The organism is Labrenzia sp. THAF191a, assembly GCF_009363335.1.
GTDB classification, from domain to species: Bacteria; Pseudomonadota; Alphaproteobacteria; order Rhizobiales; family Stappiaceae; genus Roseibium; species Roseibium algicola.
On record NZ_CP045333.1, the window covers coordinates 1,874,182 to 1,886,623 of the forward strand.

The following is a 12,442-nucleotide window of genomic DNA, read 5'->3' on the forward strand; positions in this document are numbered from 1 at the left end:
GAAATATCATGAATTATGGATATGAAAGATGCACTGAGCGCTTTTGGGGCGCTCAGCCAGAAAACCAGACTGGAAGTCTTCCGGCTGCTGATCCGGGCTGGTGATGCGGGAATGACTGCCGGCGAGATCGGCGAGGCGCTGGACGTTCGGCAGAACACGATGTCGGCGAACCTTGCTGTTCTGCTTCAGTCCGGGCTGGTCCGCAATGAACGCGAGGGGCGGTCGATCCGGTACTTCGCGGACCTTGACGGCATACGTGAGTTGCTGACGTTTCTGATGGCCGATTGCTGTGGTGGTCATCCGGAACTTTGTGCGCAGGTCATCGAGACGATTGCCTGCGGAGAGACCTGTTCAGGTTAAGGGGGACCAAATGTCCGGCGATGTCTATAACGTGCTTTTCCTGTGCACGGGCAATTCCGCCCGGTCGATCATGGCGGAGGCGATCCTGAACCGGGACGGGCAGGGCCGCTTCAGGGCGTTTTCTGCCGGGTCACAACCGGCTGGCGCCGTGCGTCCGGAAGCACTTGCCTTGCTCAGCAAGCTCAATTTCAAGACGGATGGGTTGCGCTCGAAGGACTGGGTCGAATTCGCTGTGCCGGATGCCCCGGTCATGGATTTCGTCTTTACCGTTTGCGACAATGCGGCCAAGGAAACCTGCCCTGTCTGGCCCGGGCAGCCGATGTCCGCTCATTGGGGGCTGCCGGACCCTGCAGCGGTTGTCGGAAGTGACAGCGAACGGGCGGTCGCATTCAACGATGCCTTCCGGATGCTCAGCAACCGGATCTCGGTGTTCGTGAGCCTGCCGATGTCTTCGCTCGACCGTCTGTCCCTGCAGAAGAAACTCGATCAGATCGGGCAGTCCGCCGAAGAGCACGTGTAACGCTTCTCCGGCGGACTTGTTTCAAGGTTGTCGCGTCAGGCGACTGCCTGGCCCTCGCGTGACGTGCGCAGGGTCAGCAGTGCGATGACCAGGGCGATGAGTGCACAGGCGGCAACCGCGCCGACCAATGGCAAAGCTGTCCGGTCGAAGAACGGGCTGCAGACGAGGATCATCACGCCACCGGCGACCATCTGGAAGGTGCCGCCGAGGGAGGAGGCCATGCCGGCATGTTCGCCATGTTCTTCCAGCGCCATGACCATCACCGGAGCAATGACCTGGCCGAGGCAGGAGTTGCCGATGAAGAAGAGCGCCATCAGAACCGGCAGGTCGTCGATGCCGCTCCACACAAGAATGACCAGCAGGACGTTGGCTGCCGCAAATCCGCTGACGGCCATCAATGCCACTCTGCCCATGCCAAAGCGCTCTCCAAGCGAGGCGGCAAACTGGGAAGACGCAAAGAAGCCGATCGCGTTCAGCGCGAAAACAAGGCTGAAGGCTGTCGGCGTCAACTGGTACTGGGTCATGTAGACCAGCGGCGCGGCGGCGATGAAGACGAAGAAACTCGCCAGCGAGAAGCCGCCGATCAGCGTCAGACCCATGAACCTGCTGTCGCGCATCAGGTAGATGGCGCTGCGCAGCATCGCTGTCGGGTCGATCTTGCCCCGGCGCTCGGCCGGTAGCGTTTCGGGCAGCAAAAAGGCCATTTGCAGCATGGCGAGAAGGGAAATAACGCCCAGGGCCACAAAGATCAGGCGCCAACTGCCGAACTGGATGATCAAGCTGCCGGCGAGCGGTGCAAGCATCGGCGAAACGCTGAAGACCAGCATCACCAAAGCCATCAGCCTGGTCGCCTTTGGTCCGGTGTGGAGGTCGCGGACTACGGCCCGCACGATGACCATCGGCGCGCCGGCACCAAGAGCCTGCACGAAACGGCCGAATGTCAGGGCTGAAACGTCGACCGCGGTCGCGCACATGACCGATCCGATGAGGAAGACGATCAGGCCCAGAAAGGCGGGCAGCTTGCGTCCGAACCGGTCTGCCAACGGACCGTAGATCAACTGGGCTAGCCCGAAAGCGATGAAATAGACCGTGAAGGTCATATGAACCGCAGCGTCGTCCGTCTGCAACGCCTGCACGATTTCCGGCATGGCGGGCAGATAGAGGTCGATGGCAAATGGACCGACAGCAGCGAGAAGCCCCAGCACAATGGCGGAGCGGACAAAACCGATCTGCATTGGAAAATCCGATGAAAAATGCGCCGGAGGCACAAATGCGGGAAAGTCTGGAAGATGGAGGTGGCGGTGATCACCGCCCGGCCTTGATATGATGTAAGTGCTCGAAATGCAAATTCAAGGCTTGCTGGGTGTTGTCATGAAAGCTTCATGCAACTGTCACCGATATTGTAATCAGGGCCACTAGCTTGCGCGCACCATCAACCCGATATTTTGTGGGAGCGAGTGCAATGGCGGACCTTCGTGGGCGCTTTTTAAAAGGTGTCAGCCTTTCAGTCCTGTTCGGCCTTGGCGCCGTGTCGGCAGCACAGGCAGAGTATTTCGAGCGTATCAACACATTCCCGGTCTACAAGACCCTGCCGGAAGGCGTGGATCAGGCCACCGAAACCGTTGCCGAAATCATCTATGCCACGAAGGACGGCCGCACGCTCGTCTTCACCGACAGCCCGGGCGAAGCCATTGTTTTCGTCAATGCGGCCAACCCGCTGAACCTGCAGCCGATGGGCCGCACCGCGCTTGGTGGTGAGCCGACTTCGGTCGCCGTCGGCGAAACATTCGCCTATGCGGGCGTCAACACGTCCGAAGACTACGTCAATGCGTCCGGCCATCTGGCCGTGATCGCTCTCGACGGTCTTGGTATCACCGCGAAGTGCGACGCCAAGGGTCAGCCGGACAGCGTTGCCATCTCTCCGGACGGCAAGTTCGTTGCGATCGCCATCGAGAACGAGCGCGACGAAGATCTGAACGACGGCGTGATCCCGCAAATGCCGGCCGGCCATCTCGCGATCTTCGATCTGGACGAAACCGGCACGCCGACCAACTGTGACGCGGTCCGCATCGTTGACCTGACGGGTCTTGCGGAAGTCGCGCCGACCGATCCGGAGCCGGAGTTCGTTTCGATCAACTCCCAGAACCAGGTTGTCGTCACGCTGCAGGAAAACAACCATATCGCCGTGGTCGATCTGGCCTCCGGTGAAGTTGTCAGCCATTTCTCCGCCGGTGCGGCTTCGGCTGAAAACATTCCGGTTTCCAAGGCGCGCATGAGCGATGCCTCCGGTTCGACCGAAAACGTCAAGCGTGAGCCGGATGCGGTTGCCTGGATCGACGACGAGCGTTTCGTGACCGCCAACGAAGGCGACTACGAAGGCGGTTCGCGCGGCTTCACCATCTGGAACACCAAGGGCGAGGTCCTGTTCGACAGTGGTAACCAGATGGAACACCTTGGCATGGCCAACGGCCACTATCCGGCCAAGCGCGCGTCCAAGAAGGGCACCGAGCCGGAAGGTGTGACGGTTGGTGAATTCGGCGGTGAAAAGCTGATCTTCGTCAATTCCGAACGCGGCAACTTCGTCGCTGTCTACAAGGACACCGGCGCCGAGCCGGAATTCGTCCAGTTCCTGCCGACCCATGTCGGTCCGGAAGGTTCACTTGCGATCCCGAGCCGTGACCTGTTTGTGGTTGCCAACGAGGTCGACAGTGCGGAAGACAACGTTCGCGCGCAGGTCTCCCTCTACAAGTTTGGTGCGGAAGCTCCGTCCTACCCGATGGTCGTGTCCGAAACCGATCCGGAAAAAGGCGCGCCGATCGGCTGGGGTGCACTGTCTGCACTGGCTGCAGACCCGGAAGACGGCAACAAGCTCTACGCCGTCAGCGACAGCTTCTATGACGACGCCCGCATCTACACTCTGGACATCTCTTCCAAGCCGGCAAAAATCGTTGCCTATGCAACCGTTCAGGGTGGCAAGCAGGCAAAACTGGACCTGGAAGGCATCTCCGTTGCCAAGGATGGCGGCTTCTGGCTGGCTTCCGAAGGCAATCCGGACAAGGAACTGCAGCACCTGCTGCTGAAGGTCGGCACCGACGGTCAGGTTCAGGAAGAAATCACGCTTCCGGAGGAGCTGAATGCCCAGTCCGCACGTTTCTCCTTTGAAGGCGTTGCCGAGTTCGAAATGGACGGCAAGACGCTGGTGGCCGTGGCCGTTCAGCGTGAATGGAAAGACGACCCGAAGGGCATGGTGAAGCTGGCCATCTACAACCCGGCCGACAAGTCCTGGGGCTTCGTTCACTATCCGCTCGACAAGCCGAAGAGCGCAGCCGGTGGCTGGGTCGGCCTGTCGGAAATCGTCTCCATGGGCGACGGCAAGTTCGCCATCCTGGAGCGCGATAACAAGGGTGGTGAAGACGCAGCCATCAAGCAGATCACCACGATCTCCCTGGACGGTGTGACCCCGGCTGCCTACGGATCCGAGCTCCCGGTGCTCCAGAAGCATTACGCCATGGATATCCTGCCGGCTCTGGCCGAAGGCAAGGGCTGGGTTCTCGACAAGCCGGAAGGCCTGACGATCACGGCCGATGGCCGCCTGATCCTGGTCACCGACAATGACGGTGTTGACGACGCACCGGGTGAAACCCGGCTGATCAACCTCGGCCCGGCAAGCCGCCTGAACTAAGGTACTTCAGACAAAGGTCCTCCCAAGACCTGAGCGAAGGTCCGGCCGCTTTACGCAGCCGGGCCTTTCCTTTTCTGCATTGCCATTCTCAAGCCGTGAAACTTCGTCTTTGCCAGTGCCACAGGGCAGCAAGGCTGTGCAGTCCGGTGAGTGCTGCAAGCAAAAGCGCCGCGGCATGGTGCAGGCCTGCCGGTGGCAATCCGGCGAAAGTCGCAAGTCCCGGCAATGTGCCATTCGCAATCATTTCCAGGCTACCGGATATGACGATCATGCCGACACCGCTGACCAGAAGCAGAAGCGGTACGAGGCGCAAGGCGGCGTGGACGCCCTTGCCGATAGCTTGCTGCAACCCGGAATGAACGGCGAACACCGGCTGAGGGGACCCCATTGTCAGCCAAAAAATTGTGCGAACAAGAGCGAGCAGGCCCGCAGACAAGCCAAGTCCCAGATGGGTTTTCAAAAGGTTTGGCGAAAACGGTTCGTTGTTCGTCAGGGCATAGCCGGTAGCCAAGGCACTGATGGTAAGAGCGGCAATCGTCCAGTGCAGCAACCTGTTTCCGGTTACGGGCAAGACCGCCATCATTCATCCTCCCGAATGACGTTGTAGAGCGCGGCATGAAAGCTGATGCCCTTGAATTCCGCGACGATGCCACTTTTGCCGAGTTTCCGGATGGCGGCCTGATACGCATCTGGACTTTCCCAAAGCGCGATGTTGACCAACTGGAACTTTGCCTGCGGAGACAGGGACTGGTGCAGGCGCGTGGTGATGTAGCCGGGCTGCTCTTTCAGGAAGTCACGCGCCTGTTCCCAACTGCGAACTGCATCGGCAAGACGGTCTTCGGGAACTTCAAAGGAATTGATCAGGGTTACCGGGGCCTTGGTGTTGATTTCACTCGCCATGGCGGAGACTCCCAGGTTGGCGGTCAGGAAGGAAAGTGCTGCCAGATGAATGGCACGACGTGTCCAGAGTGATGTCATTTCGAACTCCTATTTATATAGCAAGCTATGTTTATTTATATAGGGTGCTATCTATCGTATATGCAAGGGATGACCTTCGAAAAAGATTCCTCCGCCGGGTATCTGGCAAACCACATGGCACGGCTGTTTGCCGCCGGTCTCCATCGCCGCATCCGGCCGCTAGGCCTGTCGCCGGGGCAATTTCCGGCGCTGGTCGCCCTTTGGGCAAAGGAAGGACGCACGCAAAAGGAACTCGTGCAGTTGCTTGATATCGAACAGGCAACGCTGGCAAACACCCTGGCCCGGATGGAACGGGACGGCTTGATCACCCGCCGGGCGAGTGAAGAAGACGGCCGGGTTCAGGAAATTTTCCTGACCGACAAGGCCAAGGTGCTGGAAAAGGAAGCCATCGCGTCTGCGATTGCCCAGAACGGAGAAGCGCTGGAGGGGTTTTCGGAACAGGAAAAGGCGCAGTTCCTGGATTTCATGCACAGAGCCATTTCAGCCATGCAGAAAGCCCAGACCGGCAGTTCCCGATGAGTGCCAGCTTGCTGGGCCTGTTCGGCGTATCCTTTCTGGCTGCCACCCTGCTGCCCGCCCAATCCGAACTTGGCCTTTCCGGCCTGATAGCGCTTGGAACGGAACCCGTCGTTCTGCTGGTTGCGGCGGCAAGCCTTGGCAACACGCTCGGATCGATGGTCAACTGGGTTCTTGGTCGGGCAGCAACCGCCTGGTCGACCGCTTCATGGTTTCCGGTCAAGCCTGACAAGCTCGCCAAGGCAACCGGCTGGTATCACCGCTACGGACGCTGGAGCCTGCTGCTCAGCTGGGCGCCGATCATCGGCGATCCCCTGACACTGGCAGCCGGTGTGCTGAAAGAGCCGTTCTGGAGTTTCACCCTGCTGGTCGCCATTGCAAAGACAGCACGCTATGTCGCTGTCGCGTTGATCACGTTGCAGGTTATCTGAGACTGCAGATCAGCCGGGGGAACGCGAAACCTTCGCTGCGCGTGACGCTTAACCCTCAGCACGCTCGATCAGATCCCACTTGTTGCCGAAGGGGTCCTGGAAGACGGCAACCTTGCCGTAGGCCTCGTGGCGTGGTGTTTCCAGAAAGGTGACGCCCGTCGAAAGCATCGCCTGATGATCGCGATCGAAGTTGTCGGTGTGCAGGAACAGAAACACACGGCCGCCGGTCTGGTTGCCGATGGCGGCGTGCTGATCGTCACCGTCGGCTTGCGCCAGCAGGAGACGTGTCTCGGAGCTGCCCTTGGGCGCGACCAGTACCCAGCGCTTGCCGCCGCCAAGGTGGGTGTCTTCGACCAGGTCGAAGCCAAGCTTGCCGACATAAAAGTCGATGCCCTGGTCATAATCCGGCACGATGAGGGCGATCGCTCCAATCATCTGTTTCATGGCAGGCCGTTTCCTACTGCGCGCGCCGGTAGACGGACACGTTCGTGTAGCTTGCAACGTCGACCAGGTGGACGGTTTGGGTCACGGTCAGCGTTCTGCCGTCGTCAGACAGTTCCCGGTCGGCTTTCATGATCGTCAACCCTCCGCGGCGGGCTTCCGAAATGAGGTTGCGATCTCCCTGGAACACGAGACGCATGGCGTCGACCAGGCCGCTTTTGCCAAGACGCACTTCCGGGCCGTCCGGCATTGCCTCGAAAGTGTCGTTGGTGACTTCGCCGTCGGAGGCCACCTGGTTCATCGTGAAGACGGCGACGCCGAAGTTCTCATCGATCTTGAGCGTGGCGCTGCGTGGCGGCTCGCCTTGTTCGAAGTCGCTTTCCTCCGTGTCGAGGATCCAGGTGCCGAGAAAGGGGGCGAGTTTGTCTTCGATCATGGGACCAGCGGTGTCTTGAAAAGGGAAAGCCGCCACCGGGATAACCGGTGACGGCTCTGCTTGCAAATGGCGATTGCCTGTCAGGCGCTCAAGGCGTCCAGTTCGGCAATGATGGCGTCGCCCATTTCCACGGTGGAAACGGTGGCCTGGCCAGGCGCTGCGATATCTTTCGTCCGCAGGCCCTTGTCGAGAGCGTTGGCGATGGCCTTGTCCAGTTTGTCGGCGGCTGCAACTTCCTCGAAGGAGTAACGCAGCGCCATGCCGAAGCTGGCAATCATGGCGATCGGGTTGGCAGCGCCCGTGCCGGCAATGTCCGGAGCCGAGCCGTGGACGGGCTCGTAAAGCGCCTTGCGCTTGCCGGTAACACCATCCGGTGCGCCGAGGGATGCGGACGGGAGCATGCCGAGCGAACCGGTCAGCATGGCGGCAACGTCGGACAGCATGTCGCCAAAGAGGTTGTCCGTCACAATGACGTCGAACTGCTTGGGCCAGCGGACAAGCTGCATGCCGCCGGCGTCAGCCAGCATGTGCTCCAGCTGAACATCCTCGTAGCCGTTCTTGTGCGTCTGGGTAACGACTTCGTTCCACAGTACGCCGGACTTCATCACGTTCCGCTTTTCCATGGACGTGACCTTGTTGCCGCGCGTGCGCGCCAGCTCAAAGGCGACACCGGAAATGCGCTCGATCTCGTAAGTGTCGTAGACCTGCGTGTCGATACCGCGTTTCTGGCCGTTGCCGAGGTCGATGATTTCTTTCGGTTCGCCGAAGTAGACGCCGCCGGTCAGCTCGCGCACGATCAGGATGTCGAGACCTTCGATCACGTCCTTCTTCAGCGAGGATGCATCGGCAAGCGCCGGGTAGCAGATGGCCGGGCGCAGGTTGGCGAACAGCTGCATGTCCTTGCGCAGGCGCAAAAGCCCGGCTTCCGGGCGAACTTCGTAAGGAACGTCGTCCCACTTGGGCCCGCCGACGGCACCGAAGATGACCGCGTCGGCAGCCATGGCCTTGGCCATGTCTTCTTCGGAGATCGACAGACCATGCGCGTCATAGGCGGAACCACCCACCAGGCCTTCGTCGGTTTCAAAGGACATGCCGCCCTTTTCATTGAACCAGGCAATGACCTTTTTCACTTCCTGCATGATTTCCGGGCCAATGCCGTCACCCGGCAGAAGCAGAAGGTTTTGTGAAGCCATGGGTGTTCCATCCCGCATTTTGAGAAATCTGATGGCGATGGGTTAGCGCGTCGGCCGTTGTCTTTCAAGATGAAGCCAGTTGCGAAGAACTCAAGCAAGCCGTGGGGAAAGGTCAAGAACGGCAGAAAGGCCCGGAGAGCTGCGGGATTGAAGCGGGTTTCAGGACGGCTCCGGCAAGGATCAGCCGAGCCAGCCCCGCACTGCCTGGAACAGGAGGTTCAGCGCCAGCGCGGTCATTACCCATCTGAAGCCGGTCTTGAAGCTCTTCTCGTCCATTCGGCCGAGCAGGCGGCTGCCGGCGAGTGTGCCGAGAAAGCCGCTGGCGATCATCAGGACAATCAGTCCCAGCCAGGGCGCAAAGGCGAAGCCGAGCGCGCCGAACGCAATGATCTTGAAGATGTGCATGATCAGCGCGGTGATTGCCTGGTTGGCGACGAACCCGTGGCGCGGCAGGCCGAGGGTCGACAAGACGGCACCGCCGATGGGGCCGGCCGCACCGAAGAACATGGACAGGAACGTGGAGGCAAAACCCGCCGCCGCCATGACCCGTTTCGGTGCCTTGCCGAAGTGAGGCGCCTTGCCCCAGACGACCCAAAGCACGAACAGGCCGATGCCCGCCTTTAGAACCGCCGGTGGCAATTCCACCGCGATGGCACCGCCGACGGCCGCGCCAATTGCCGCCCCGACTGCGAACCAGAGCGCAATCAGCCAGTCGACATGTTTCAGTTGCACCAGTGCGCGTCCGGCGTTCGATCCGAGCTGAACGACACCGTGGACCGGCACCAGGGCACTGGCCGGCATGACGGTTGCCATGATCGCGATCAGCGCGACCCCGCCGCCAAGGCCGACGGCCGCTGTCAGGGCCGAGGTGAAGAAACTCGTGACGATCAGTGTCAGCGATGCAGCAAGGTGCAGCTGATCGGGAAAGAAGAAGCCGGCGATGTCCGACATGTCACGACCATCTCTTGTTGGCGTAGTTGACCGCTTCGCGGACATCCAGTGCGCGGGTGGAATTGCCGCTGCGCAGATAGAAGACCGAGGCCTTGTTTTCTTCCAGATAGACGGCGCGGGGTGCCGGGCTGACGATGACCATGGCGACGTCCTTGCCGTCCACCCTGGAAAAGACCGTGTGGATGTAAGGACAGAGATCTCCGCCGAGTGTCTTGGAAACGATGTCGTTGACGGTGCGCTCGAACGAATCGAGGTCCGGGCTTTTCAGCGTTGCCAGGTCCTTGTCGAGACCAAGCGGTGTGCCGTTGTCATCAACACCGATCAGAAGGTGCCCGCCATCGGCATTGAAGAAGCCGGCAAGGGTCTTGGCGATGACCTTTTCCAGGGACCGGTTGGTCCGGTTTTCCTTCAGGTCCCAGCGCAGCGACGACTTGAACTCCACGCGCCGGTTCTCGCCCTGTTTCAGAAGATCGGGAATGAGCGCGGTTTGCTCTTCGCGCAGAGACCGGTAGGCTTCGGACGTTCGCATGTAGTTGCGGGTGAAGATGCCGAAGGCGAGGCCGACAACTGCGCCGAGACCCGTATAGGCAATCGCAACATCCAGATGCCGGGGAAGCAGCACAAGCCACAGGCGCGCCGTCAGAAATTCAAGGAGGTTCGGAGCCGTTTCCGAAAAACGTGCCAGTTCCCACCAGACCACCACAAGGTTCAGCGGGTGGATCACCAGCACACCGACAATGGCCCCGACCACGACATAGGCTGCCAGGAAGGGAAGCTTGAACGGGGAAAGAGCCATATTCGAAAATCCAAATGAAAACGCCGGTCGGAACCGGCGTCACTCTTAATCCAAAACCTTCCCGCCGTCATCCCGGCCCGTCGTCCCGGGTCGGCATCGTGCGAACCGGGATGACGATGAAGGATTTCACAGGCGGTCAGGCCGCTGCGGGCAGGGCCGTTTCGACCAGTTTCACCCAGTAGGAACAGCCGACAGGGATCAGGTCGTCGTTGAAGTCATAGGCCGGATGGTGCAGGCCCGCGCTGTCGCCGTTGCCGGCGAAAATGAACGCGCCCGGGCGTTCTTCCAGCATGTAGGAGAAATCCTCCCCGCCCATCATCGGCTCGATCTCGCGATTGACCTTGCCGACCCCGGCAATGCCTTCGGCGACGGCCGCCGCGAAATCCGTCTGCTCGTCGTGGTTCGCCGTGACCGGATACCCGCGCGTGAACTGCAGAACTGCCTTTGCGCCGAACGCATCGCCAACAGAGCTGACGATGGATTCCATCCGTGCCTGGGCGAGATCCCGCATTTCCGGGCTCAGCGTGCGCACGGTTCCGCGCAGCAGCACTTCCTGCGGAATGACGTTGAAGGCGTTGCCGCCCTGGAAAACGGTCACCGACACAACAACCGAATCGAGCGGATTGGCATTGCGGCTGGCGATGGTTTGCAGCGCGGACACCAGTTGCGAGCCGATTACGATCGGGTCGATGGTCTCATGCGGCTTGGCGGCATGGCCGCCCCGGCCGGTGATGGTGATGCGGAATTCGTCGGTCGCGGCCATGATCGGGCCCTTGCGGATGGCGAATTCGCCCACCGGCATGCCCGGGAAGTTGTGCATGCCGTAGACTTCCTCGATCGGCCAGCGGGTCAGAAGACCATCGTCGATCATCGCCTTCGCGCCTGCGCCACCTTCTTCGGCCGGCTGGAAGATGACGACGACGGTGCCGTCGAAGTTGCGGGTCTCGGCGAGATATTTTGCAGCGCCCAGCAACATGGCGGTGTGGCCGTCATGGCCGCAGGCATGCATCTTGCCCGGGATCTTGGAGGCATAGTCCTTGCCAGTGATTTCCTCGATTGGCAGCGCGTCCATGTCGGCGCGCAGGCCGATGGTCTTGCCGGCACCGCCGTTGCGGCCCTTGATCACGCCAACGACGCCCGTCTTGCCGACACCCGTTGCGATTTCATCGACACCGAAGCTCTGCAGCAGCTCGGACACCTTTTCGGCAGTCCGCACCGTTTCGTAGAGAATTTCGGGATTTTCGTGAATGTCGCGGCGCCAGGCGGTGATCTCGTCGGCCAGATCCGCGAGGCGATTAACGATGGGCATGAAGGACTCCTAGAAACACATCGGAACAGGAAAGCGCTTTAAGCTTGAACGGCTAACCTATCGCAAGCTGCAAAAAGAGGAAGTGGGATTGCGGAAAAAGTTATGTGCAAGGCGATGGTCCGCAAGACTGATCCGCCACCAGGTCATTCTCCGGATGATTTTTCCTGCAACCGGAAAACACGGGTGCGTTTGATCTCGTTGTCTTCCAGCGCACCGACCACCGGAACGCTGTAGGCCGCCAGTTCAACCAAGCGTGACGAGGGCAGATAGGACCGGCCAGGGTCGCCGACATAGACCTCGATGTTGTTCGTCAGCAACCTGTCGAGAAATGCCAGCACCTTGTCGGCCATGGGCTTGTCGTAGAAAACGTCACCACAGAAGACGAGGTCCGCTTGCGGCGGTTCTCCGGTGGTGATGTCCGCGGTCTCGGTGGTGATCTCCACCTCGTTGAGCGCGGCATTGAGGCGTGTTGCGGTCAGGGCGTAGGGGTCGATGTCGACCGCGTGGCAGGACGCTGCGCCTGCCTTCATGGCGGCTATGCCGACCAGACCGGAGCCGCAGGCAAAGTCGACAACGCGTTTTCCCGCGACCAGTTCCGGCGTGTCGAGCACGTAGCGGGCAAGTCCCTGGCCACCTGCCCAGGCAAAGGCCCAGAATGGCGGCGGCAGGCCTAGCTCGCCCAGTTCGTCTTCGGTCTTTTGCCACAGATCCATGGCCTCATCGGCCACATGCAGAAGGATTTCCTCTGCATGCGGCACAGGTTTGACCTTGGTCTCCTTCCGGATGAAGGCTGCCGGATCCTTGATAAGGGCCATTCGGGGCGGATCTC

Annotated in this window: 15 protein-coding genes; 5 read left to right on the forward strand and 10 right to left on the reverse strand. The window is 60.5% G+C overall.

Annotated elements, in window-relative coordinates; all coding sequences use genetic code 11:
* Positions 1-15: 15 nt before the first annotated feature.
* Both FIV05_RS08630 and FIV05_RS08635 read left to right on the forward strand, forming a co-directional pair.
* The gene (locus FIV05_RS08630; protein ID WP_152509267.1) at positions 16-360 is read left to right on the forward strand and encodes a metalloregulator ArsR/SmtB family transcription factor; all 345 of its coding nucleotides are present in this window, start codon (positions 16-18) and stop codon (positions 358-360) included.
* Between the two features lie 10 nt (positions 361-370).
* Entirely contained in the window at positions 371-880 is a 510-nt protein-coding gene (locus FIV05_RS08635; protein WP_152509268.1) for an arsenate reductase ArsC, read from the forward strand.
* 35 nt (positions 881-915) lie between these two features.
* Here the strand turns inward: FIV05_RS08635 and FIV05_RS08640 are convergent, their stop codons facing one another.
* Positions 916-2,115, reverse strand: coding sequence for a multidrug effflux MFS transporter (locus FIV05_RS08640; RefSeq protein ID WP_152509269.1), 1,200 nt, complete (start codon positions 2,113-2,115; stop codon positions 916-918).
* A 227-nt stretch (positions 2,116-2,342) separates the two neighbouring features.
* On the opposite strand from FIV05_RS08640, the gene FIV05_RS08645 reads away from it, so the two are divergent.
* A complete protein-coding gene (locus FIV05_RS08645) occupies positions 2,343-4,562 on the forward strand; it encodes an esterase-like activity of phytase family protein (RefSeq protein WP_152509270.1) in 2,220 nt (739 codons plus the stop codon).
* Between the two features lie 88 nt (positions 4,563-4,650).
* Here the strand turns inward: FIV05_RS08645 and FIV05_RS08650 are convergent, their stop codons facing one another.
* Together FIV05_RS08650 and FIV05_RS08655 are read right to left on the reverse strand one after the other, a co-directional pair.
* Positions 4,651-5,145 (reverse strand): cytochrome b/b6 domain-containing protein, encoded by a 495-nt coding sequence (locus FIV05_RS08650; protein WP_152509271.1) that lies wholly within the window; start codon positions 5,143-5,145, stop codon positions 4,651-4,653.
* A complete protein-coding gene (locus FIV05_RS08655) occupies positions 5,142-5,540 on the reverse strand; it encodes an antibiotic biosynthesis monooxygenase family protein (RefSeq protein WP_152509272.1) in 399 nt (132 codons plus the stop codon). The genes FIV05_RS08650 and FIV05_RS08655 overlap by 4 nt, the downstream gene beginning before the upstream one ends.
* Positions 5,541-5,609: 69 nt before the next feature.
* Between FIV05_RS08655 and FIV05_RS08660 the strand changes: the two genes are divergently transcribed.
* On the forward strand, positions 5,610-6,059 hold the full coding sequence (locus tag FIV05_RS08660; protein WP_023002888.1) for a MarR family transcriptional regulator: 450 nt from the start codon (positions 5,610-5,612) through the stop codon (positions 6,057-6,059).
* Complete coding sequence (locus tag FIV05_RS08665) at positions 6,056-6,487, forward strand: YqaA family protein (protein ID WP_152509273.1); 432 nt, start codon at positions 6,056-6,058, stop codon at positions 6,485-6,487. The genes FIV05_RS08660 and FIV05_RS08665 overlap by 4 nt, the downstream gene beginning before the upstream one ends.
* A gap of 48 nt (positions 6,488-6,535) precedes the next feature.
* Here the strand turns inward: FIV05_RS08665 and FIV05_RS08670 are convergent, their stop codons facing one another.
* From FIV05_RS08670 to FIV05_RS08700, 7 genes are all read right to left on the reverse strand, one after another.
* On the reverse strand, positions 6,536-6,931 hold the full coding sequence (locus FIV05_RS08670) for a VOC family protein (RefSeq protein ID WP_152509274.1): 396 nt from the start codon (positions 6,929-6,931) through the stop codon (positions 6,536-6,538).
* Between the two features lie 13 nt (positions 6,932-6,944).
* Positions 6,945-7,364 (reverse strand): hypothetical protein, encoded by a 420-nt coding sequence (locus FIV05_RS08675; protein ID WP_023002891.1) that lies wholly within the window; start codon positions 7,362-7,364, stop codon positions 6,945-6,947.
* Between the two features lie 80 nt (positions 7,365-7,444).
* Positions 7,445-8,557 (reverse strand): 3-isopropylmalate dehydrogenase, encoded by a 1,113-nt coding sequence (gene leuB, locus FIV05_RS08680; protein ID WP_152509275.1) that lies wholly within the window; start codon positions 8,555-8,557, stop codon positions 7,445-7,447.
* Positions 8,558-8,737: 180 nt separating this feature from the next.
* The gene (locus FIV05_RS08685; RefSeq protein WP_062486693.1) at positions 8,738-9,508 is read right to left on the reverse strand and encodes a sulfite exporter TauE/SafE family protein; all 771 of its coding nucleotides are present in this window, start codon (positions 9,506-9,508) and stop codon (positions 8,738-8,740) included.
* Between the two features lies 1 nt (position 9,509).
* Entirely contained in the window at positions 9,510-10,304 is a 795-nt protein-coding gene (locus FIV05_RS08690) for an ATP-binding protein (protein WP_152509276.1), read from the reverse strand.
* Between the two features lie 136 nt (positions 10,305-10,440).
* Positions 10,441-11,613, reverse strand: a complete 1,173-nt coding sequence (locus FIV05_RS08695; RefSeq protein ID WP_055659708.1) for a M20 aminoacylase family protein — start codon at positions 11,611-11,613, stop codon at positions 10,441-10,443.
* A 143-nt stretch (positions 11,614-11,756) separates the two neighbouring features.
* A complete protein-coding gene (locus FIV05_RS08700; RefSeq protein WP_152509277.1) occupies positions 11,757-12,428 on the reverse strand; it encodes a methyltransferase in 672 nt (223 codons plus the stop codon).
* Positions 12,429-12,442 lie beyond the last annotated feature (14 nt).

What these genes read in the sequence shown, in the direction of transcription:
- FIV05_RS08630 (WP_152509267.1), top strand. Translation starts at nt 16, where the DNA reads ATGGATATGAAAGATGCACTGAGCGCTTTTGGGGCGCTCAGCCAGAAA.
- FIV05_RS08635 (WP_152509268.1), top strand. Translation starts at nt 371, where the DNA reads ATGTCCGGCGATGTCTATAACGTGCTTTTCCTGTGCACGGGCAATTCC.
- FIV05_RS08640 (WP_152509269.1), bottom strand. Translation starts at nt 2,115, where the DNA reads ATGCAGATCGGTTTTGTCCGCTCCGCCATTGTGCTGGGGCTTCTCGCT.
- FIV05_RS08645 (WP_152509270.1), top strand. Translation starts at nt 2,343, where the DNA reads ATGGCGGACCTTCGTGGGCGCTTTTTAAAAGGTGTCAGCCTTTCAGTC.
- FIV05_RS08650 (WP_152509271.1), bottom strand. Translation starts at nt 5,145, where the DNA reads ATGATGGCGGTCTTGCCCGTAACCGGAAACAGGTTGCTGCACTGGACG.
- FIV05_RS08655 (WP_152509272.1), bottom strand. Translation starts at nt 5,540, where the DNA reads ATGACATCACTCTGGACACGTCGTGCCATTCATCTGGCAGCACTTTCC.
- FIV05_RS08660 (WP_023002888.1), top strand. Translation starts at nt 5,610, where the DNA reads ATGACCTTCGAAAAAGATTCCTCCGCCGGGTATCTGGCAAACCACATG.
- FIV05_RS08665 (WP_152509273.1), top strand. Translation starts at nt 6,056, where the DNA reads ATGAGTGCCAGCTTGCTGGGCCTGTTCGGCGTATCCTTTCTGGCTGCC.
- FIV05_RS08670 (WP_152509274.1), bottom strand. Translation starts at nt 6,931, where the DNA reads ATGAAACAGATGATTGGAGCGATCGCCCTCATCGTGCCGGATTATGAC.
- FIV05_RS08675 (WP_023002891.1), bottom strand. Translation starts at nt 7,364, where the DNA reads ATGATCGAAGACAAACTCGCCCCCTTTCTCGGCACCTGGATCCTCGAC.
- leuB (WP_152509275.1), bottom strand. Translation starts at nt 8,557, where the DNA reads ATGGCTTCACAAAACCTTCTGCTTCTGCCGGGTGACGGCATTGGCCCG.
- FIV05_RS08685 (WP_062486693.1), bottom strand. Translation starts at nt 9,508, where the DNA reads ATGTCGGACATCGCCGGCTTCTTCTTTCCCGATCAGCTGCACCTTGCT.
- FIV05_RS08690 (WP_152509276.1), bottom strand. Translation starts at nt 10,304, where the DNA reads ATGGCTCTTTCCCCGTTCAAGCTTCCCTTCCTGGCAGCCTATGTCGTG.
- FIV05_RS08695 (WP_055659708.1), bottom strand. Translation starts at nt 11,613, where the DNA reads ATGCCCATCGTTAATCGCCTCGCGGATCTGGCCGACGAGATCACCGCC.
- FIV05_RS08700 (WP_152509277.1), bottom strand. Translation starts at nt 12,428, where the DNA reads ATGGCCCTTATCAAGGATCCGGCAGCCTTCATCCGGAAGGAGACCAAG.